This window comes from Nocardioides sp. QY071, from assembly GCF_029961765.1.
Taxonomy (GTDB): domain Bacteria; phylum Actinomycetota; class Actinomycetes; order Propionibacteriales; family Nocardioidaceae; genus Nocardioides.
On record NZ_CP124681.1, the window covers coordinates 4,634,642 to 4,654,750 of the forward strand.

General features: G+C 71.6%; 17 protein-coding genes. 10 read left to right on the plus strand and 7 right to left on the minus strand.

Translation table 11 applies throughout. The features are described from left to right. Positions 1 to 42: 42 nt before the first annotated feature. From QI633_RS22425 to QI633_RS22435, 3 genes are all read left to right on the plus strand, one after another. Positions 43 to 1,026 carry an NAD-dependent epimerase/dehydratase family protein gene (locus QI633_RS22425; RefSeq protein ID WP_141797291.1) on the plus strand — a complete coding sequence of 328 codons (984 nt, stop codon included), beginning with the start codon at positions 43 to 45 and terminating at the stop codon, positions 1,024 to 1,026. 15 nt (positions 1,027 to 1,041) lie between these two features. Beyond that, positions 1,042 to 2,268: a glycosyltransferase family 4 protein gene (locus tag QI633_RS22430; protein ID WP_141797290.1), complete on the plus strand. Its 1,227-nt coding sequence runs from the start codon at positions 1,042 to 1,044 to the stop codon at positions 2,266 to 2,268. Positions 2,269 to 2,363: 95 nt separating this feature from the next. After that, the gene (locus QI633_RS22435) at positions 2,364 to 3,068 is read left to right on the plus strand and encodes a sugar transferase (protein ID WP_160158170.1); all 705 of its coding nucleotides are present in this window, start codon (positions 2,364 to 2,366) and stop codon (positions 3,066 to 3,068) included. Positions 3,069 to 3,094: 26 nt separating this feature from the next. Here QI633_RS22435 and QI633_RS22440 read toward each other — a convergent pair whose 3' ends face one another. From QI633_RS22440 to QI633_RS22450, 3 genes are all read right to left on the minus strand, one after another. Beyond that, positions 3,095 to 3,808, minus strand: coding sequence for a TylF/MycF/NovP-related O-methyltransferase (locus QI633_RS22440; protein WP_282427121.1), 714 nt, complete (start codon positions 3,806 to 3,808; stop codon positions 3,095 to 3,097). 81 nt (positions 3,809 to 3,889) lie between these two features. Then, positions 3,890 to 5,215 (minus strand): hypothetical protein, encoded by a 1,326-nt coding sequence (locus tag QI633_RS22445; RefSeq protein WP_282427122.1) that lies wholly within the window; start codon positions 5,213 to 5,215, stop codon positions 3,890 to 3,892. A gap of 105 nt (positions 5,216 to 5,320) precedes the next feature. Continuing rightward, entirely contained in the window at positions 5,321 to 5,596 is a 276-nt protein-coding gene (locus QI633_RS22450; RefSeq protein ID WP_282427123.1) for a MoaD/ThiS family protein, read from the minus strand. 131 nt (positions 5,597 to 5,727) lie between these two features. Between QI633_RS22450 and QI633_RS22455 the strand changes: the two genes are divergently transcribed. Further along, on the plus strand, positions 5,728 to 6,468 hold the full coding sequence (locus tag QI633_RS22455) for a response regulator transcription factor (protein WP_141797285.1): 741 nt from the start codon (positions 5,728 to 5,730) through the stop codon (positions 6,466 to 6,468). Between the two features lie 122 nt (positions 6,469 to 6,590). On the opposite strand, the gene QI633_RS22460 is transcribed toward QI633_RS22455, so the two are convergent. Next, entirely contained in the window at positions 6,591 to 8,138 is a 1,548-nt protein-coding gene (locus QI633_RS22460) for an FMN-binding glutamate synthase family protein (RefSeq protein ID WP_282427124.1), read from the minus strand. A gap of 69 nt (positions 8,139 to 8,207) precedes the next feature. Here QI633_RS22460 and mshD point away from each other — a divergent pair, with 69 nt between their 5' ends. Genes mshD through QI633_RS22475 form a run of 3 tightly spaced genes read left to right on the plus strand, consistent with a single transcriptional unit; the run spans position 8,208 to position 13,332 of the window. Continuing rightward, positions 8,208 to 9,089 carry a mycothiol synthase gene (gene mshD, locus QI633_RS22465; RefSeq protein ID WP_282427125.1) on the plus strand — a complete coding sequence of 294 codons (882 nt, stop codon included), beginning with the start codon at positions 8,208 to 8,210 and terminating at the stop codon, positions 9,087 to 9,089. Positions 9,090 to 9,100: 11 nt separating this feature from the next. Continuing rightward, a complete protein-coding gene (locus QI633_RS22470) occupies positions 9,101 to 12,727 on the plus strand; it encodes a hypothetical protein (protein WP_282427126.1) in 3,627 nt (1,208 codons plus the stop codon). Next, positions 12,724 to 13,332, plus strand: coding sequence for a hypothetical protein (locus QI633_RS22475; protein WP_141797282.1), 609 nt, complete (start codon positions 12,724 to 12,726; stop codon positions 13,330 to 13,332). The genes QI633_RS22470 and QI633_RS22475 overlap by 4 nt, the downstream gene beginning before the upstream one ends. Positions 13,333 to 13,482: 150 nt before the next feature. Here the strand turns inward: QI633_RS22475 and QI633_RS22480 are convergent, their stop codons facing one another. Then, entirely contained in the window at positions 13,483 to 14,502 is a 1,020-nt protein-coding gene (locus QI633_RS22480; protein WP_282427127.1) for an alpha/beta hydrolase, read from the minus strand. Positions 14,503 to 14,589: 87 nt separating this feature from the next. Between QI633_RS22480 and QI633_RS22485 the strand changes: the two genes are divergently transcribed. From QI633_RS22485 to QI633_RS22495, 3 genes are all read left to right on the plus strand, one after another. Further along, positions 14,590 to 16,764 (plus strand): RNA degradosome polyphosphate kinase, encoded by a 2,175-nt coding sequence (locus tag QI633_RS22485; RefSeq protein WP_141797280.1) that lies wholly within the window; start codon positions 14,590 to 14,592, stop codon positions 16,762 to 16,764. A 141-nt stretch (positions 16,765 to 16,905) separates the two neighbouring features. Continuing rightward, positions 16,906 to 17,526 carry a DUF47 family protein gene (locus QI633_RS22490; protein WP_141797279.1) on the plus strand — a complete coding sequence of 207 codons (621 nt, stop codon included), beginning with the start codon at positions 16,906 to 16,908 and terminating at the stop codon, positions 17,524 to 17,526. A gap of 11 nt (positions 17,527 to 17,537) precedes the next feature. Continuing rightward, positions 17,538 to 18,566: an inorganic phosphate transporter gene (locus QI633_RS22495; protein WP_141797278.1), complete on the plus strand. Its 1,029-nt coding sequence runs from the start codon at positions 17,538 to 17,540 to the stop codon at positions 18,564 to 18,566. Here the strand turns inward: QI633_RS22495 and QI633_RS22500 are convergent. Both QI633_RS22500 and pstB read right to left on the minus strand, forming a co-directional pair. Beyond that, positions 18,553 to 19,302 (minus strand): winged helix-turn-helix domain-containing protein, encoded by a 750-nt coding sequence (locus QI633_RS22500; protein WP_141797277.1) that lies wholly within the window; start codon positions 19,300 to 19,302, stop codon positions 18,553 to 18,555. The genes QI633_RS22495 and QI633_RS22500 overlap by 14 nt on opposite strands. Before the next feature lie 20 nt (positions 19,303 to 19,322). Beyond that, on the minus strand, positions 19,323 to 20,102 hold the full coding sequence (gene pstB / locus QI633_RS22505; RefSeq protein WP_141797276.1) for a phosphate ABC transporter ATP-binding protein PstB: 780 nt from the start codon (positions 20,100 to 20,102) through the stop codon (positions 19,323 to 19,325). Between the last annotated feature and the right edge of the window lie 7 nt (positions 20,103 to 20,109).

A 20,109-nucleotide genomic window follows, 5' to 3' on the forward strand; every position in this document is an offset into this window, starting at 1 on the left:
ACGACGCTGGGGGGCGGATCCAATCGACATTGAGGAGTGCGCATGAACTCGGGCCCAGTAGATGTGCTCGTCGCCGGTGGCGGCGGCTTCATCGGAGGTCACCTGGTCGCTGACCTCCTCGCCCAGGGCAAGACGGTTCGTTCGGTCGACGTGAAGCCGATCGACGAGTGGTACCAGGTGCACCCGGACGCGCAGAACGCCGTCGGCGACCTGTCGCTGCTCGACCAGGCCGAGGCCGCCACGAAGGGCGCGCGCGAGGTCTACATGCTCGCCGCCGACATGGGCGGCATGGGCTTCATCGAGAACAACAAGGCCCTGTGCATGCTGACGGTGCTGACCAGCACCCACATGCTCCAGGCTGCCAAGAAGTACGACGTAGAGCGCTACTTCTACTCCTCGTCGGCCTGCGTCTACGCCGCCGACAAGCAGACCGACCCGGGCGTCACCGCGCTCAAGGAGTCCGACGCCTACCCCGCCATGCCCGAGGACGGCTACGGCTGGGAGAAGCTCTTCACCGAGCGGATGGCCCGCCACTTCCGCGAGGACTTCGGCCTCACCACCCGGATGGCGCGCTACCACAACGTCTACGGCCCCGAGGGCACGTGGACCGGTGGCCGCGAGAAGGCTCCCGCCGCCGTGTGCCGCAAGATCGCCGAGGCGGTCATCTCTGGCCGGCACGAGCTCGAGATCTGGGGCGACGGCGAGCAGACGAGGTCGTTCATGTACATCGACGACTGCGTCAAGGGCTCCCAGATGATCCTGGCCAGCGACCTCGAGGACCCGATCAACCTGGGCTCGGCCGAGCTGGTTTCGATCAACCAGCTCTACACGATCGTCGAGGAGATCGCCGGCATCAAGTGCGAGCGGAAGTACGACCTGTCCGCCCCGCAGGGCGTGCGCGGCCGCAACTCCGACAACACGATGATCAACGAGGTCTTCGGCTGGGAGCCGTCGATCAGTCTCGCCGACGGCCTCGCGCAGACCTACGCCTGGGTCTACGACCAGGTCAAGCGCGCCCAGGGCTGAGCGGACAGCGGCACGGTGCGCATCCTCGTCCACGACCACAGCGGGCACCCCTTCCAGGCCGAGCTCAGCCGTGAGCTGGCCCGGCGCGGCCACGACGTCACGCACTCGTACGTCGAGGGCTACGTCTCCGGGAAGGGTCGCCTCGAGGCGATCCCCGGCGAGTCGATCACCTTCGAGGCGATCGGCGGCGCCAAGAAGGTCGACAACCAGCGGATGGCGCAGCGGCTGCTGCGCGAGGTCCGCCGCGGCGTCGAGCTGGTGCAGCACGTCCGCAAGGTCGACCCGGACATCGTGATGCTGTCCAACGTGCAGATCCCTACCCTGGTGATCTTCTCGTTCGTGATGGCGGTGCTCCGGCGTCCGTGGGTGCTGTGGCACCAGGACGTCTACGCCGTGGCGGTGAAGTCGTTCACCGGCAGCAAGCTGCCGAAGCGGTTCGCGCTCGTCGCGTGGGCCTTCGAGGTGGCCGAGCGGTGGTGCTCGCGGCGCGCCGCGGCGATCGTCGTCATCGCCCCGTCCTTCGTACCGGTCCACGAGGCGTGGGGGACGGCCGACAAGGTCACCGTCATCCCGAACTGGGCCCCGCTCGACGAGATCGTCCCGACCGAGCGCAAGAACGACTGGGCGACCGAGCACCAGCTCGACGACGTCGCGACCCTCCTCTACTCGGGCACCCTCGGCCTCAAGCACAACCCCGCCCTGCTGGTCCGGCTCGCGCGAGCCGTGCACGACGCCGGGAAGCCGGTGCGGCTGGTGGTGGTCAACGAGGGCCCCGCGGTCGACGTGCTGCAGGACGAGGCGCGCCGGCTCGACGTACCCGTCACGCTGCTGCCCTTCCAGCCCTACGAGCGACTGCCCGAGGTGCTCGGCAGCGGTGACGTGCTCGTGGTGCTGCTCGAGCAGGAGGCCGGTGCCTTCTCGGTGCCGTCCAAGACGCTGTCCTACCTGTGCGCCGGCCGGCCGGTGCTGGGCCTGATGCCGGGCGAGAACCTCGCCTCGTCGCTGGTCACGAGGGCCGGCGGCCTGGTCCTGCCCCCGGCCGACGACTCGCTGGCCGAGGCCGCGAGCTGGGTCAGTGGGGTGCTGGCCGACTCCGAGCTTCGCAGCGAGCTCGGCGAGGCCTCCCGGGACCTGGCCGAGCTGGAGTTCGCGCTCCAGGGCTGCGCCACGAGGTTCGAGCACCTGCTCGCCGCGCAGGTGGGCGCGACGACGGGTGATCGGCGATCCCTCGCAAAGTTGTGACGAGACACGTATCTCATCGGGCACTTGGTCGTTGAGAGGTTCGCGGGACCGCCTCACCCGCCAATTCGGGGACACATTTCTGGTGGAGGTCACTGGTGAAGAAGCGGGCGTTCGACATCGTCGTCATCTGCCTGGCTGCCGTGGTGTGGGTGCCTGTCGTGGCACTCTCCGCGGTCGCCGTGCTGGTGCTGTCTGGTCGACCGATCTTCTACAGGTCGCGGCGCTGGGTCGGACCCGGCACCGCCATCGAGATGGTGAAGCTGCGGGTCATGGTGCCCAACGCCAACAAGGTGACGGCGCCCGTCGAGGCCGGCCGCTTCCTGAACACGCCGCCTGACTCGCCGCTCTACACGCCGATCGGGCGGCTGCTCGACCGGCTCGGGCTCAACGAGATCCCGCAGTTCATCCACGTGCTGCGCGGCGACATGAGCATCGTCGGCGCCCGGCCGCTCACCGACGTCGTCCGCGACGCGCTCAGCGAGCTCCACGGCGACATCGACTCGCGCTGGGTGACCCCGGCCGGTCTCACGGGTCTCCCCCAGCTGATCGGCCGCCACGGCGTCGACGACCAGCAGCGGCTGGCCCTCGAGTCGGCGTACTCACTGCGCTCGGCGACCGCCCCCAGCCTGCGGCTGGACTTCATGATCCTGCTCCACACGGTGCTGATCACCTTCGGCCTGCGCAAGCCGATGAGCTACGAGAAGGCGCTGCGGATGGCCCAGCCGCGCCACCACCGGCTGCACGCCCCCGAGCTGGCGCACCAGCGGTACGTCGGCCCGGCCGAGGCCGACGTCGCCTGAGCCTGGCCGAGGCGCGCGAGCGGGGCTCAGCGCATCCGGATCGCGATCTGGCAGAAGTAGTGCCAGGCCGAGGCGAGCACGTCGTACTCACGCACGTAGGCCGAGCAGTAGTGCTCCAGGGCCGCGAACTCGTTGAGCACCGAGGAGAACTCGTCGAAGACGACGATCGTCCCGGGGACCAGGAGCGCGTTGAGCCGGGTCAGCACGTAGAGCGTCGACGAGTAGAGGTCGGCGTCGATGTGCACGACCAGCTGGCGCTCGGGAGTGAAGGTCTCCAGGAAGGGGTCGACACTGTCCTGGAACCAGCCCGGGACGAAGGTGACCCGCTCGTCGTCGATGTCGGGCAGCGCGCCCTGGACGTCGAAGTGGGCCTTGTCGATCTTGCGGTCGAACCGCTTCCACTCCTCGGGGAGTCCCTCGAACGAGTCGAAGCCGTAGAAGCGCGAGTCGGGGTGGGTGTTCAGCCGCGCCCAGTGACGCAGCGAGCTGCCCTCGAAGACGCCGAACTCGAGGTAGTCGATCGACTGGTCGCCGATCAGCTCGGCGTGGACGTGGTCGTACATGTCCTCGCGGTCGGGGAACGCCGGGGTGCCCGCCGGGACGTGCTCGCGGCGCCAGGTCTCGATCTTCGGCAGGTTGACGATCGTGTCGAGCCGACGGCTGTCCCGGCCGACCCGGGCGATCGCGACCTTCGACTTGATCCGGGCGTGCGCCATGGCGCGCTGAACTGCAGTGGGCATCGGGAAGTCACTCCACGCGGCAGGTGGGGGTGGGGGCGCCGCGGGGCAAGCATACGCTTGCTCACCGCGATTTGGTGAACCCTATCGACGTGCGTCCCGCTCCGCGTCGGAGGCGGGCAGCCGGGACTGGATGGCCAGCAGGATCGCCGGCGCCATGGGGGCCCACAGGGTGCGGTCCTCGAGTCCGGGGAAGGTCGGGGTGATCGCCACGAAGGCCGCCACGACGTAGCAGAGGCGGCGGTTGGGATGGTTCCCGAGGACAGGACGGGCGAGCGTGAACAGCACCAGCAGGTAGCCGATCAGGCCGAAGATGCCGATGCTGGTGGCGACGCCCAGGACCACGTTGTGGACGTAGAGCGCGTCGGCGAATCCGTTGCCCAGCAGCGGATGCTGGAAGAACATGTCGATGCCGAAGTCCTGGGCCTCGCTGCGGGCCTTGTCGGCGCCCAGGGCGTCGGCGGACCCGGCGAGGCGGGAGATCGCGGAGCCCTCGCCCGACTCACCGACGACGAGCGGCAGCGCGAAGACGAAGAGCGCACCGAGGATCGCCAGCACGAAGCCCTTGACCGCCGAACGCTCGACGATCGGGATCAGCAGGATCAGGCCGGCCATGACCGCGGTCGCGGCCCGGCTGCCGCTGATCACGACCGAGACGCCGCACGCGCTCGCGGCCAGCGCGACCGCGACGCGGTACCAGACGGCGTCGTTGCGCCGCCACAGGTACATCAGCGCCGCGAACGCCATCACGCCGGCGCCGCCGAACTCGTTGGGGTGGTGCGAGAGGCCCTGGTAGCGGTTGCCCACCGCTCCCCCGAGCGGTGCGTAGAGGATGCTCAGCATCTGTCCGGCGACATAGCTCCACAGCAGGATGTCGACCATCCGCCAGCTGGGCGCCCAGACCGCGAACAGGACGAGCAGCCCGAGGATGACGACCAGCCACTGGGCGAACTGGAGGGCGCTCAGCAGCGGGGCGGCCGCCGCGGCCGTCGCGATCGTGCCGGTCACCAGGATCAGCGTGATGCCGATGACGTAGGTGAGCGGCAGCCGCAGCTGACGACGCAGCAGCGTCGGGAGCAGCAGCATCACCGCGAGCCCGAACAGCAGGTCCGTCGGCGTGATCGGGTTGGACGGTCCCCCGGGCGACAGGCCGCGGTTCATCGGCGCCGTGGCGAACGCGGCCATCATGGCCAGGAACGCGACCCGCTCCCGGCCGAACACGGCCAACATGCTGATCAGGACGGCCAGGAAGATCGCGAGGATCGCCGCGATCGGCCCCCGCGCCGAGGCCGCCGCAAGCAGCGCCGCCAGCAGCACCAGGAAGACGGTGACCACACGGCGCTGGACCACGCCGTTGCTGCCGTCGCTCCGGACCGCCGTCGGCGGTCGCACGATGGTCTGGTTCGGCACTGGTCTCCTCGTCGGCTCCGCTGTCGTCGTACCGACAACGGCGGAAGGGAGTCTAGGCGACGGCCTTTCTCGCCCGCGGCCGATCCGCGGGCGATCCGCGGGTGTTCAGCCGCCCGCGAAGGGCGGCAGGAACTCGACCGTCTCCCCCGGCCGTACGACGACCGCGGCCGGGTCCGTGGAGGACACCGGGCGCTCGCCGACGAGCACCGAGCAGACGCCGACCACCTCGGGGAGCCGGGTGCCGGGGTGCCGGCCGACCACCTCGGCGCGCAGCTCGGCGAGGGTCACGGGGCCGGCGACGGCCACCTCCTCCTCGGCGATGCCGGCGGCCGCGCGGGCGGCTGCCCAGTAGCGCACTCGGATGACCTGCGTCTCACTCACGTGCTCGACCCTTCCCCGTTGCCTGCGTATTTCGGTATCGTGCCTCACCAGAAAACTGGCCGTTGCCCAACGTTGCGTTTCGGTCTCGACTCGGTGCCGCCGCGACGGCCGGTGCCGGTGAGGAGGCCAGAGTGAGCACTCTCCTTCTGCTGACCAGCGCCCTGCAACCCTCCGCCGAGGTGTTGCCCGGTCTTGCGCTGCTCGGTCACCAGGTGAAGATCCTGCCCGCCGAGGGCAGTGCCCTGCTCGACGCCCCCGACGCGGACCTGCTCCTCGTCGACGGCCGCCAGGACCTCGCGGGTGCCCGCGACCTGTGCCGGCTGATCCGCACGACCGGGACCGACGTACCTGTCCTGCTGATCGTCACCGAGGGCGGCCTGGCCGTCGTCAACCACGACTGGGGCATGGACGACGTCGTCCTGCACACCTGCGGGCCCGCCGAGCTCGAGGCGCGGATCCGGATGGCGATCGGCCGGCTCACCGCGGCCCGCGACGCCGCCGACCCCGACGCCCACCTGATCCGCTCCGGCGAGGTCGTGGTCGACGAGGCGACCTACACCGCCAAGGTCGGTGGCCGCGCGCTCGACCTGACCTTCAAGGAGTTCGAGCTCCTCAAGTTCCTCGCCCAGCACCCCGGACGGGTGTTCAGCCGCCAGCAGCTGCTGCAGGAGGTCTGGGGCTACGACTACTTCGGCGGCACCCGCACTGTCGACGTCCACGTCCGCCGCCTGCGCGCCAAGCTCGGCCCCGAGAACGAGACCCTGATCGGGACCGTGCGCAACGTCGGCTACCGGTTCGTGCTGCCGTCGAAGGAGTCGGCGGCGGAGGCCGACGCCGCCGCCGTGGCGGAGCGGGACCAGCAGGACGCCTGAGGCCACCGCGGGTGAGCCTGCGAACCCGCGGGTGACGGCCGAAGGTTGAGGAGCGTCGGCTCGGGCCGAGCCTGCGAGGACCGAGCGAGGCGTCTCGAAACCCAGTCGGTTCCGAACGTCAATCAGGACGTGCGTCCCTGCTCGTCGAAGTAGTCGGCGGTGTGCATCAGGCGCAGCACCTGCTCACGCAGCTCGGGCCCGAGCTCGCCCCAGCCGTCCTTGTAGCCGTAGACCGACGCCAGTGAGCGCGCGTCGTAGTCGCCGTTGAAGATGTCGACGTCGGCGCAGGTGATCAGCGACGGGTGTGCGACGCCGACGGCGGCCGAGACCCGGGTGAGCTCCTTGCGCAGGGTGCGCAGGTAGACCGCGCACCGCTCCGCCTTCGAGACCGGGTCCAGGCCGTGGACCAGCCACGGGTTCTGGGTGGCGATGCCGGTCGGGCAGTGGTCGGTGTGGCACTTCTGGGCCTGGATGCAGCCGATCGAGAGCATCGCCTCGCGGGCGACGTTGATCATGTCGGCGCCGAGCGCGAACGCGACGATCGCGTTGTCGGGCAGGCCGAGCTTGGCGGAGCCGATGAACGCGACGTCGTCGGTCAGGCCCATCTCGGCGAAGCTGCCGTAGACCCGGGAGAAGCCCATCCGGTACGGCAGCGCGACCGAGTCGGCGAAGATCAGCGGGGCCGCGCCGGTCCCGCCCTCACCGCCGTCGACGGTGATGAAGTCGACGCCGCGATCACGCGGCGACATCAGCCGGGCCAGCTCCTCCCAGAAGCCCATCGCCCCGACGGCCGACTTGATGCCGACCGGCAGTCCCGTCTCGGCCGCGAGCATCTCGACGAAGTCGAGCATCGAGTCGACGTCGTGGAACGCGCTGTGCCGCGACGGGGACGCACAGTCCTTGCCCTCGGGGATGCCGCGGATCTCCGCGATCTCGGCGGTCACCTTCGCCGCCGGCAGCAGGCCGCCCAGGCCCGGCTTCGCGCCCTGGCTCAGCTTGATCTCCAGCGCCCTGACCGGCGCGGAGTCGACCAGCTCCAAGAGCCGCGGCAGCGAGAAGTCGCCCTTCTTGTCACGGCAGCCGAAGTACGCCGTACCGATCTGGAGGACGAGCTCGGCACCGTTGCGGTGGTACGGCGAGATCGCGCCCTCGCCCGTGTTGTGCAGGCAGCCGGCCGCGGCGGCGCCCTTGTTGATCGCGGTGATCGCGTTGGAGGACAGCGATCCGAAGCTCATCGCGGAGATGTTGACGACCGAGCCCGGCCGGAACGCCTTCGCCCGCCCACGCGGCCCGCCGAGGACCTTGGCCGCCGGCAGGGTCCAGTTGCTGTCCTGGTCGCTCGGCAGCCGGTCGGCGAAGGTGCGCTGCTTGATGTAGGCGTGGCCCTGGACGTGCTCGACGTCGACGTCGGTGCCGAACCCGAAGTAGCTGTTCTCCTCCTTGCTGGAGGCATAGATCCAGGTCCGCTGGTCACGGCTGAACGGCCGCTCCTCCTCGTTGCTGGTCACGATGTACTGCCGCAGCTCGGGCCCGATCGTCTCGAGCCAGTACCGGAAGTGGCCGATCACCGGGAAGTTGCGCTGCAGCGCGTGCCTCTTCTGGACGAGGTCGCGTGCGGCGAGGGCCCCGAGCGCCGCGGCCGCCCCACCCACGGCGTGGCTCAGCTTCATGGAGGCAGTCCTACCGCGTCGCGGTGTCACATGTAAACGGTCTCGGGCCCGGCCGATAGCGTGGGAGGGGTGACCTCGGAGCCCTCCCTGCTGACCGACACTGCCGCTCTCGACGCGATCGGGCGGGTGCGCGACGCCAGCCGTGAGCACGACGGGACCGACCCCGTCGACGAGGCGGTGGCCCTCCGGCTCAAGCACCACGGGCTGGCAGGCGCGGGTGCCTGGGTGAGCGGCGAGGGCTTCGCGCTGCGGCACGAGGGCGCCCTCGACCTCGCGGTGGATCCGTCGTCCCGGGGGAAGGGGGTGGGCGGCGCCCTGGGCGCGCTGGCTGTCGCCGAGCCCGGCCCGCTGACCGCCTGGTCCCACGGTGACCACCCAGCGGCCGCCGCGCTCGCCCGCCGGTGGGGGTTCGCCCGGACGCGCGAGCTGTGGGTGATGCGCCGGCCGGCCGCCGTACCGCTGCCGGCGGTGGAGCCGCCCGCCGGCGTACGCATCCGCGACTTCGGCGCCTCCGACGCCGACGCGGTGCTCGCGGTCAACGCAGCCGCCTTCGCCCACCATCCCGAGCAGGGCGCGCTGGACGCCGCGGGCCTGGCCGAGCGGATGGCCGAGCCGTGGTTCGACCCGGCCGGCCTGCTACTTGCGGTCGACGACGACGGTGCGCTGCTGGGCTTCCACTGGACCAAGCAGCACGACGCCGGGCTCGGCGAGGTGTACGTCGTCGGCGTCTCCCCCGCCGCCCAGGGCCGCGGCCTCGGGCGGGTTCTCACCGTGGCCGGCCTGCAGCACCTCGCGGCCCGCGGCGTGGCCGAGGTGCTCCTCTATGTCGAATCCGACAACACCCCCGCGCGGCGGTTGTACGAGGATCTGGGCTTCCACCACGCGGCTGCTGACACCCATGTCCAGTACCAGCGGGCGGAAGTCGCCCGTAACTCCCCCGCCCCTGAGTAGATTTACCCACCATGAGCTCTGTCACCGACGGCGAGCCGGGTCCCGAGGACTCCCGGCTCGCTGAGTCGCGCCCTGGGCGCGGCCGGGGGCGGAGAGGCATGCTGTGGCGGCGTCACGACGAGGACGTCCCTGCCGTCGGCGAGCTCGACGCGGACGACGTCCAGGAGCTGCTGCGCCGCAGCAACACCTCGGTGCCGCCCGAGGCCGACGCCGCGGAGCCGACCTCCGAGGACACCGCGACCGCGCGGCCGGGCGACGACATCGCGACGCGCGTCGGGAACCGCTCCGGCGCGCTCCCCGACCCCGGTGACGCCGAGGACCTCGACTGGGGCAGCGTCATCGACCGCTCCCTGGGCCGGCCGCTGACCGAGATCGAGCCGCACGAGTTCGAGGCAGGCTCCACCGCCGCCTCCGAGGACCCGACCCTCCGCGGCACGCTCACCGACCGGCTGGAGCGGATGCGCTCGGGGGCGGGCGACGAGGCTGCCGACGAGGACGCTGCTCCGGAGGAGCTCACTCCCGAGGACGCGGCGGAGAACGTCGGGGAGGAAGAGACCACGGCGGGCGACTGGTCGGCGATCATCGCCCGTGCCACCGAGCGTCCGTTCGGCGACGCGCACGGCGTCAGCGCTCCGGAGCCGGCCGCCGAGGCCGAGCCGGTGGACCCGTTGACCGCGGAGGTGTGGTTCGACGAGGACGCCGAGGCGGAGACCGACGAGCCGGTGGTCGAGGTCGAGGAGCCGGAGGTCGAGGAGCCGGAGGTCGAGGCCGAGAGCGCGCCCGTGGCCGAGCAGGCGATCCCCGATCGCCGGCTGAGCGACGAGGAGGCCGGCCAGCGCGTGATCGCGGCCGCCGTCGACGGTGGCTTCGCCGAGCCGACGCCCGCGCCCCAGCCCAAGGGCCTGGCACGCCTGCGCCGCCGGCAGGGCCCCGGAGCCGCGCCGCGGCCCCAGGCCCGTCCCCTGCAGGACGTCGTCGAGCCGCCGCTGCTCGACGAGCCCATCCCCAACATCGACCGGATCGACGACGTACCCCGGCGCCCGGAGGAGGTCCTCGCCCACGCGCGGGCCGAGATCGAGGCCGAGCTGGTCGCACCGGTCGAGACGACGGACGGGGTCGAGGCCGCCGAGAGCGCCGTACCGGACAACGCCGAGGTGGTCGCCGCCCTCGCCGCCCGGCTGCGGCGCGACGCCGAGCTGGCCGCAGCCGAGCAGGCCGCCGAGCGGCTCGCCGCCGAGGAGGCCGCCCGGCTGGCCAACGAGGCCCGGGCCGAGGCCGACCGCCTGGCCAACGCCGCGTCCGCGCAGCGCGAGGAGGCCGAGCTGCGGGCGGTCGAGCAGGCCCGGCTCGCCGCCGAGGCGCACGAGGCCCGCGAAGCCGCCGAGGCCCGCGCCCGAGTGATGGCCGAGGCGGCCGCGGTGAGTGCCGCCGAGCACGCCGAGTTCGCGCGCCGGATGCTCGAGGAGCGCGAGGCCGCCGAGCGGACCTCCGCAGAGATCGCCCAGGCCCGCTCGCTGGCCGAGGAGGCCGCCCGCCAGCAGGCCGCCCTCGCCCAGGACGCCCACCGCGCCGCTGAGGCCGCCGAGGAGCGGGCCCGGATCCTGGCCGACCAGGCCGCGGCCAGCGCCGAGGAGCACGGTGCGCTCGCCCGCCAGGCGGTCGAGGAGCGCGCGGTCGCCGAGCACGCCGCCGCCGAGCACGCCCGCCTCGCCCAGGAGGCCCAGGCCTCCCGGCGCCTCGCCGAGGAGGCCGCGCTGGAGCAGGCCGAGCTGGCCCGCCTCGCGCTCGAGACCGCCGAGGCCGCCGAACGGCGCGCCGGCGACGCCGCCGCCCGGGCCGAGGCGCAGTCCGCCGCCCGCGTCGCCGCCGACGAGTCCGCCACCCAGCAGGCCCGCCGCGCCGAGGAGGCCCACCAGGCCCGCCTGCTCGCCGAGCAGGCCGCCCGCCAGCAGCTGGAGCTCGCCACCGAGGCCCAGGCCGCCGCCGCGGCCGCTCATACCTCGGCCGCCGCCCTCGCCGAGGAGAAGAAGGCCGCGACCGAGGCCCTCGCCCTCGCCTCCGAGGTCGCTACCGAGGCGACCCGCGCCCGCGCCGAGGCCGAGGAGCGCGCCGCCGCCGCTCTCGCCGAGCTCGAGCAGTCCGCCGCCGCCCACACCACCGCCGTCGAGACCCTGCGCTCCGAGCTGGTCGAGGCCGAGGAACGCGCCCTCGAGCACGCCCGCGCCCGCGCCGAGGCCGAGGCCCGCGCCGCCGAGCTCGCCCGGGAACGCGAGCGCGCCCTCGCCGACGCCGCCGCCCTCGCCCAGCAGGTCGCCCGGATCCGCGCCGGTCTCGGCGCGGAGGTGCCGGAGGTGCCGGAGGTGCCGGAGGTGCCGGAGGTGCCCGAGGTGCCGGACGCTCCCCGGAGTGAGGCGGTCGTCGTACCGCTGGCCGAGCCGGTGGTCGAGCCCGAGCCCGAGCTGATCATCGAGCCCGAGCCCGAGCCGGAGCCGGAACTGATCTCGGAGCCGGAACTGATCTCGGAGCCAGAGCCCGAGCCGGAGCCGGAGCCCGAGTTGCTCATCGAGCCCGAGCCGGAACCCGAGCCCGAGCTGCTTATCGAGCCGGAGCCCGAGCCGGAACCCGAGCTGCTCATCGAGCCGGAGCCCGAGCTGCTCATCGAGCCCGAGCCAGAGCCCGAACCCGACGTCGCGGCACTGGTGGAGGCCGAGCCCGCGACCGACGTACCCGCCGTCAGCGACCTCGCCGCCCAGATGGCGCAGATACGCGCCCGCCTGGCCGAGGAGGACGGCTCGTCCGACGAGCCGGTGCTCACCGAGGACCTCGAGGACGAGGCCGAGCCCGAGACTCCCGCTGTCACCGGGGGGCTGGGTCGGCACGCCGACCGCGGTCCGTCCCTGATGGACCAGTGGCGTGCGACCGCGAGCACGCCGGACGAGACCGACGAGACCGAGGAGTTCCTCGACGACGTCGAGACTCTCGACGTGGCCGCCGAGGACGCCGAGCCCGAGCTCCTCGTCGACCCCGAGCCCGAGCCCGAGCTCCTCGTCGAGCAGGAGCCCGAGCCGGAGCCCGAGCCGGAGCCGGGGCCCGAGCCGGAGCCCGAGCCGGAGCCCGTCGTCGAGGCTGAGCCCGAGCCTGAGCCCGTCGTGGAGCCCGAGCCCGTCCCGGTCGCCGCGGCGGTCGAGGCCCCCCAGCCGGCCGTCAAGCGCGTCCCGTTCCACGCCAAGCGCGGCTCGGACAGCCTGGCCCCGCTCGCCATCCTGGTCGCGCTCGGCCTGGCCGCGGTGGTCGGCATGCGGGCGATCAAGGGCACGCTGTCCGACGACATCGCGTTCAGCGCGACCCTCACGGTGGTGGCGGCGATCCTGCTCGGCTACGCGCTCAAGGCGAGCAACTCCTCGCGCAGCGTCAGCATCGACGAGACCGGCGTCCTCAAGGTCACCCAGGGCGACACCAACAGCACCTTCGACCTGACCAGCCCGAACACCAAGATCGAGCAGACGGGTACGCCGGGCTCCCGGGCCTGGCGGGTCCTCATCCTGCGGCGCAGCATGGCGCCGGTGGTCATCGACTCCCGCATGGTCGACGCCCACACCTTCCTGGAAGCGCTGCGGCAGTGGCAACCGGACCTGTGAGCGAGCACGACGTCGACCCGATGGTCGCGCTCCGGCTCGAGCGCGACGACCTGGCCCGTCGCCTGGCGGCCAGCCAGGACGAGGTGGCGCGCCTGAGGGCCGCGCTGGAGAGCTCGCGTGCCGAGATCGCCTCGCTGGAGGCGGGCGAGTCGCTGTCACTGTTCGACGGCGGACCTCAGCCCGGCGACCGGCTGACCGGCGACGGCAGCGACCCGCGGGTGCTCTCGATGGTGCTCGGCGCCACCGCGATCGTGGCCGGGATGGTGGCGCTGCTGACCCTCCTCAACGGCAAGCTGGTCACCCCCTTCGGCGTGGCCATCGTCCTCGTCGCGATCGGCCTCGGCTGGGCCGCGGCCCGCACCCGGGTGGTGCCGGTCGAGGTGAGCGTCAGCCGCGGTGTCGTGTACGTCGAGCAGGGCGAGTCCACGCATCGCTTCGACATCCGCAAGCCCGAGACGCAGGTCGAGGTGGTCGGTCGTCCGGGCGAGCCGGGCTGGCAGGTCCGCTTCCCGCGCAAGGCGATGGAGCCGTTCGTGATCGACGGCTCGATGGTCGACGCCGACGAGTTCCTCCGCCAGCTGCGCGAGCATCGCCCCGAGCTCTGACTTCTCGCCGACCCGGCACAAACGGGTCCCTCATCAGGCGTCGACCCGGCAGAAAGTGTCTCGAGCTCGAGCCACTTTCTGCCGGGTCGACGTGATTCTGAGGCCACTTTCTGCCGGGTCGACGCAGATCAGACGGCAGTTCGGGCCGGGTCAGCCGAGAGCGGCGGCCACCCGCCCCGCGATCTCGCGTACGGCGGCGCGGCTCGTGCGTCCGACGCCGAGGATGTTCAAGAACCCGTGGATCTGGTCGACATACCGCTTGAGCTCGACCTCGGCACCGGCGTCCACCATCCGCCGCGCGTAGTCCTCGCCCTCGTCGCGCAGCGGGTCGAAGCCCGCGGTGACGACGTACGCCGGCGCGAGGCCGGCCGGGAGGTCGATGTCGAGCAGGTTCACCCGCTCGTCGACCCGGTCCTGCGGGCGGGGCAGGTAGGTGTCGTTGAAGGACGCGATCGACTCGGCGGTGAGGTACAGCCCCTCGCCGAACAGCCGCAGGCTCTCGGTCGACCGGTCGGCGTCGGTGCACGGGTAGACGAGCAGCTGGAAGGCCAGCGGGAGGCCCGCGCGGGCGGCGGCGATCGCGGTCCAGGCGGCCAGGTTGCCGCCGGCCGAGTCGCCGGCGACGCCGATCCGCTCGGGGTCGACGTCGAGCGAGCCGGCGTTCTCGTGCACCCAGCGCAGCGTGGCCTCGGCGTCGTCGAAGGCGGCGGGGAAGGCGGCCTCGGGCCCGACCCGGTACTCGACGGCCAGCACCCGCACGCCGGACTCCTCCGCCAGCAGGCGGCAGGGCGCGTCGTGCGAGGCGAGGTCGCCGTACAGGAAGCCACCGCCGTGGAAGAAGACCAGCAGCCCGTTCCCGACCCGGCGCGTGGGCTCGTAGAGCCGGCCCGGGAGATCGGCGACCGCGAGGTCGCGCACGCTCCCGATCGGCTGGCGCCCGCCCACGAGGGCGGCATTGGCCCGCATCGCGGCGCGGCCCTGGGCGATGGACTCGCCGGCGAGGTCCCCCTTGCGGGCGATCCGCTGGAGGGTCAGCATCACCTGGATGTCCGGGGCGAGGGTCTGCCCGTCGAGCACGAGGGCCCGCCCGGTCACCAGACGCTGCGCCCTCACGGGCAGTCCCATCAACGTCGAGAGGGCACGGGACTCGACCGCGTTCCTGAGGCTCACGCGGCACAACATACTGCGAGTACGGCGACGCGTGACGTCCCGTCCGACGTCACCTCGCGTTCACCCGGAGGTGCGACACTCGCGAACATGTCGACCGAGCAGCAGCCGACGTCCCTCCTCCCCGACGCCGAGACCGGCACCCTGGTCGCGGTGTCCGGCGACCCGACGGCGGCCGAGGAGTCCGGCTACGTCCCCGATCCCGCGCTGGTCGAGGCGATCGAGTCGGTCGACAACCGGTTCGTCGACCGCGAGCTGTCCTGGCTGCGGTTCAACGAGCGGGTGCTGGAGCTGGCCGAGGACGAGGCGCTGCCGCTGCTCGAGCGGGCCCGGTTCCTGGCGATCTTCACCAGCAACCTCGACGAGTTCTTCATGGTGCGCGTGGCCGGCCTCAAGCGCCGGATCGCCACCGGACTGGCGGTGCGGGCCGCGAGCGGCCTGATGCCGCTGGAGGTGCTGGAGGCGATCTGGCGCCGATCGGCCGAGCTGAGCCAGCGCCACGCCCGGGTCTTCCACGACGAGGTGATCCCGGCGCTCGGCGCACAGGGCATCGAGATCGTGCGCTGGGGCGACCTGGACCGCGACGAGCAGAAGGAGTGCAAGCGGCTGTTCAAGGACCGGATCTTCCCGGTCCTGACCCCGCTGGCCGTCGACCCGGCGCACCCGTTCCCCTACATCTCGGGGCTCTCGCTCAACCTCGCGGTGGTGCTGCGCAACCCGAAGTCGGGCAAGGAGCTGTTCGCCCGGGTGAAGGTGCCGTCGAACTTCGACCGCTTCGTCTCGCTCGGCAACGCCCGGTTCGTACCTCTCGAGGACGTCATCGGCGCCCATCTGCGCCGCCTGTTCCCCGGCATGGAGGTCCTCGAGGCGCACACCTTCCGCGTGACCCGCAACGAGGACCTCGAGGTCGAGGAGGACGACGCCGAGAACCTGCTCGCCGCGCTCGAGAAGGAGCTGCTGCGCCGCAAGTTCGGACCGCCGGTCCGGCTCGAGGTCGAGGAGTCGATCGCTCCCTCGGTGCTCGAGCTGCTCGTCTCCGAGCTCGGGATCAGCGAGAACGAGGTGTTCCGGCTGCCCGGGCCGCTCGACCTGCGCGGCCTGCACTCGATCGCCGACCTGCCGCGCGAGGACCTCAAGTACCCCTCCTTCGTGCCGAGCACCCACACCCGGCTGGCGGAGTTCGAGTCGGCCGCGCCGGTCGACGTCTTCAAGGCGCTGCGCCGCCGCGACGTGCTGCTGCACCACCCCTACGACTCGTTCGCGACCTCGGTGCAGCGCTTCATCGAGCAGGCCGCGGCCGACCCGCACGTGCTCGCGATCAAGCAGACGCTCTACCGCACCTCCGGCGACTCCCCCATCATCGACGCCCTCATCGACGCGGCCGAGGCCGGCAAGCAGGTCCTGGTGCTGGTCGAGATCAAGGCTCGCTTCGACGAGCAGGCCAACATCCGCTGGGCGCGCAAGCTGGAGCAGGCCGGCTGTCACGTCGTCTACGGCCTGGTCGGCCTCAAGACCCACTGCAAGCTGGCGATGGTGGTCCGCGACGAGCCCGAGGGCATCCGCCGCTACACCCACATCGGCACGGGCAACTACAACCCGAAGACGTCGCGGATGTACGAGGACCTCGGCCTCCTCACCACCAACGAGACGATCGGCGAGGACGTCGCCCACCTGTTCAACAACCTGTCCGGCTGGTCGCGCAAGGCGACCTACGAGGAGCTCCTGGTCGCGCCCGACTCGGTGCGCACCGGCCTGGTCGACCAGATCTACCGCGAGATCGAGCACGTCAAGGCCGGCCGACCTGCCGGCATCCGGCTCAAGGCCAACTCCGTCGTCGACGAGGAGACGATCGACGCGCTCTATCTCGCCTCCTGCGAGGGCGTCCCCGTCGAACTCCTCGTGCGCGGCATCTGCGCACTGCGCCCCGGCGTCGCCGGGCTCAGCGAGAACGTCAAGGTCCGCTCGATCCTGGGCCGCTTCCTCGAGCACAGCCGGGTCTTCTCCTTCGAGGGCGGCGGCGAGCCGGCGACCTGGATCGGCTCGGCCGACCTGATGCACCGCAACCTGGACCGCCGGGTCGAGGTGTTGGTGCGCCTCCCGGAGGCCAGCCGCGACGACGTACGACGCCTGCTGGACCTCGCGTTCGCCCCGACCACCCAGGCGTGGGAGCTCGGCGCCGACGGCGAGTGGAAGCGCAACGCCGGCACGGTCCACCTGCAGGAGACGCTGATCGAGCAGCAGCGGAGGCGTCGTACCGACGACTGATCGGGGCCCGACCCGCCTCTGACCTGCGACAACACGTTCCCGTGCGCCGCACCACAGCGCGCCGGAGGGCCCGCAGTTGCGTTCACGGGGAAGTGGTCCCCTAGCATGAGCGCGTTCGCCTCCGCCTCAACGGGAGTCCATGTGGGTCTGCGTCTGCGTCCGGTCGATACCTCCTTCTACGACCTCTTCACCCAGTCCGCCCAGCACCTCGTGGGCGGCGCCGAGCTTCTCGCCGAGATGCTGTCCGAGTCGTCGGACAAGGCCGGTGTCGCCGAGCGGATGCGTGCCGCCGAGCACGCCGCCGACGAGACCACCCACGCGATCGTCAAGAAGGTCAACAGCACCTTCGTGACGCCGTTCGACCGCGAGGACATCTACGCCCTCGGCTCGGGCCTCGACGACGTCATGGACATGATGGACGAGGCGGTCGACCTGATCCTGCTCTACGAGGTCCAGGTCGCGCTGCCCGCCGAGCTGTCCGAGCAGGTCGAGGTCCTCCAGCGCTGCGCCGAGCTGACCGCGGCCGCGATGCCGCGCCTGCAGTCGATGCAGTCCCTCGACGACTACTGGATCGAGATCAACCGGCTCGAGAACGCCGGTGACCGCAACCACCGGCGCACGCTCGCCAAGCTGTTCTCCGGCGAGTACCCGACCCTCGAGGTGCTCAAGCTCAAGGACATCGTCGAGTCCCTCGAGGGCGCCATCGACGCGTTCGAGCGGGTCGCGAACACGGTGGAGCAGATCGCCGTCAAGGAAGGCTGACCGGTCCTCCCATGACCCTCACCCTGGCGATCGTCATCGCCGTGGTCGTCATCGCCCTGGCGTTCGACTACACCAACGGCTTCCACGACGCGGCCAACGCGATCGCGACGTCGGTCTCGACCCGCGCGCTCACGCCGCGGATCGCGCTCACCCTGGCCGCGTTGATGAACTTCATCGGCGCCCTGCTCGGGCAGGAGGTCGCGAAGACGGTCGCGGACGTGATCACGATCGAGGACGCCAATGGCAACCTCCAGGTCGGGGTGCACCACGGCCTGGTCATCGTGATGGCGGGCCTGCTCGGCGCGATCATCTGGAACCTGATCACCTGGTACTTCGGCCTGCCGTCGTCCTCCTCGCACGCCCTCATCGGCGGCCTGGTGGGTGCGGCGGTCGCGGGCGGGGTCAGCGTCAAGTGGGACACCATCGTGCAGAAGGTGCTCATCCCGATGGTGATCTCGCCGCTGTTCGGCTTCTGCGCGGCGTTCGTGGTGATGACCGCGATCCTGTGGATCTTCCGCAAGGGCAACCCGCACCGGATCAACCGGGGCTTCCGCGGCATGCAGACGATCTCGGCCGCCGCCCTGGCGCTGGGCCACGGCCTGCAGGACGCGCAGAAGACGATGGGCGTCATCCTGCTCGCCCTCGTCGTGGCCTACCCGTCGACGTACGACATCGAGACGCTGCCGATCTGGGTCGTCCTCGCCGCGGCCGGTGCCATCTCGGCCGGCACGTACGCCGGCGGCTGGCGGATCATGCGCACCCTGGGCCGCAAGATCATCCACCTCGACCCGCCGCGCGGCTTCGCCGCCGAGTCGGTGGGCGCGGGCGTGCTCTACACGACGGCGTTCGTCTTCCACGCCCCGATCTCGACGACCCACACCATCACCTCCGCGGTGATGGGCGCCGGCGCGACCAAGCGGTTCTCCGCGGTGCGCTGGGGCATGGCCCGCACCATCCTGGTCGCCTGGGTCTCGACCTTCCCCGCGGCCGCACTCGCCTCGTGGGGCTGCTACGAGCTGCTGCGGCTCATTCTGCTGTGAGGCTGTAGCCCCGTCCGCGGATCCGGCGTACGTCGGCCGCACCGCCGAGGCGGGCCCGGAGCCGGGTGACATGCATGGCGATCGTGTTGCCACCGGGTCGCTTGCCGTCGGTGCCCCACAGGGCGTCCCTGAGCTCGTCGTCGGTCACCACGCCCGGCGCGGCCAGCAGCAGCGCGCGCAGCAGCTCGAACTCCTTGAGCGGCAGGTCGCCGATCCGCTCGCCGTCGACCCGGACGCTGTAGGCCGTCGCGTCCAGCGTGATCCGCCCGAACTCGAGGCGCGCGTGCTCGGCCAGCGAGCGGGGTGCATGGGTGAGCAGGTCCCACAGGTGCTGGGGCGCGTAGGGCCGCACCGCGACCGCGGACGCCCCCGCCAGCATGAGCGGCCCGACGCCGTCGGAGCCGGTGTCCTCGACGTCGCACGTCCCCGCGATGACGTACGGCGAGCCGTGCTGGCGGATCACCCCGACGAACTCCGCCGCGGGGATGCCCGGCGCTCCGGGCGTCACCACGACCGCATGCGGGTCGGTGCGCCCGAACTCCACCAGCCCGTCGAGGGTCGACCCGACCCAGGTCACGTGCACGCCGCGGCCCGCCATCGCCTCCGCGAGCACACCCCCGTCGTCGCTGGGGTCGACCACCAGGAGCTGCGCTCCCGCGGACTCGACCCACCGGTGGAGGTAGGCGCGCACGGACCGGCGACGGGCATCGCGGTGCCCGTCGTCCCGTGTTCCCATCTCGTCCGAGACCGTCCGGCTCAGCCGAAGCGGCCGGAGATGTAGGCCTCGGTCGCCGGGTCGTCCGGGTTGGCGAACATCTTCTTGGTCGGGTTGAACTCGACCAGGTGGCCCGGCTCACCGGTGGCCTTGAGGTTGAAGAAGCCGGTGTCGTCGGAGACGCGCGCCGCCTGCTGCATGTTGTGGGTGACGATGACGATCGTGAACTCGTTCTTGAGCTCGTGGATCAGGTCCTCGATCGCCGAGGTCGAGATCGGGTCGAGCGCGGAGCACGGCTCGTCCATGAGCAGGACCTGCGGCTCGACCGCGATCGCGCGGGCGATGCACAGGCGCTGCTGCTGACCGCCGGACAGGCCCATGCCGGGCTTGTTGAGCCGGTCCTTGACCTCGTTCCACAAGTTGGCGCCGCGCAGCGACTTCTCGACGATGTCGTCGGCCGCTGACTTCTTCATCTTGCCCGCGTTGAGCTTGAGGCCCGCGAGGACGTTGTCGTAGATCGACATCGTCGGGAACGGGTTGGGCCGCTGGAAGACCATCCCGACCTGGCGGCGTACGGCGACCGGGTCGACGCCGGGCTCATACAGGTCCTGCCCGTCGACGACGATCTTGCCCTCGACCCGCGCACCCGGGATCACCTCGTGCATCCGGTTGAGCGAGCGCAGGAAGGTCGACTTGCCGCAGCCCGAGGGACCGATGAACGCGGTCACCGCGCCGGCACGGATCGTCATGTTGACGCCCTGCACGGCGAGGAAGTCGCCGTAGTAGATGTTGACGTCGGAGACGTCGATGCTCTTGGCCATGGTGGTT

Excerpts from the sequence above, each read along its gene's own strand:
- QI633_RS22425 (WP_141797291.1), top strand. The coding sequence starts at position 43 with ATGAACTCGGGCCCAGTAGATGTGCTCGTCGCCGGTGGCGGCGGCTTC.
- QI633_RS22485 (WP_141797280.1), top strand. The coding sequence starts at position 14,590 with ATGTCGACCGAGCAGCAGCCGACGTCCCTCCTCCCCGACGCCGAGACC.
- QI633_RS22500 (WP_141797277.1), bottom strand. The coding sequence starts at position 19,302 with ATGGGAACACGGGACGACGGGCACCGCGATGCCCGTCGCCGGTCCGTG.
- QI633_RS22460 (WP_282427124.1), bottom strand. The coding sequence starts at position 8,138 with ATGAAGCTGAGCCACGCCGTGGGTGGGGCGGCCGCGGCGCTCGGGGCC.
- QI633_RS22495 (WP_141797278.1), top strand. The coding sequence starts at position 17,538 with ATGACCCTCACCCTGGCGATCGTCATCGCCGTGGTCGTCATCGCCCTG.
- QI633_RS22440 (WP_282427121.1), bottom strand. The coding sequence starts at position 3,808 with ATGCCCACTGCAGTTCAGCGCGCCATGGCGCACGCCCGGATCAAGTCG.
- QI633_RS22470 (WP_282427126.1), top strand. The coding sequence starts at position 9,101 with ATGAGCTCTGTCACCGACGGCGAGCCGGGTCCCGAGGACTCCCGGCTC.
- pstB (WP_141797276.1), bottom strand. The coding sequence starts at position 20,102 with ATGGCCAAGAGCATCGACGTCTCCGACGTCAACATCTACTACGGCGAC.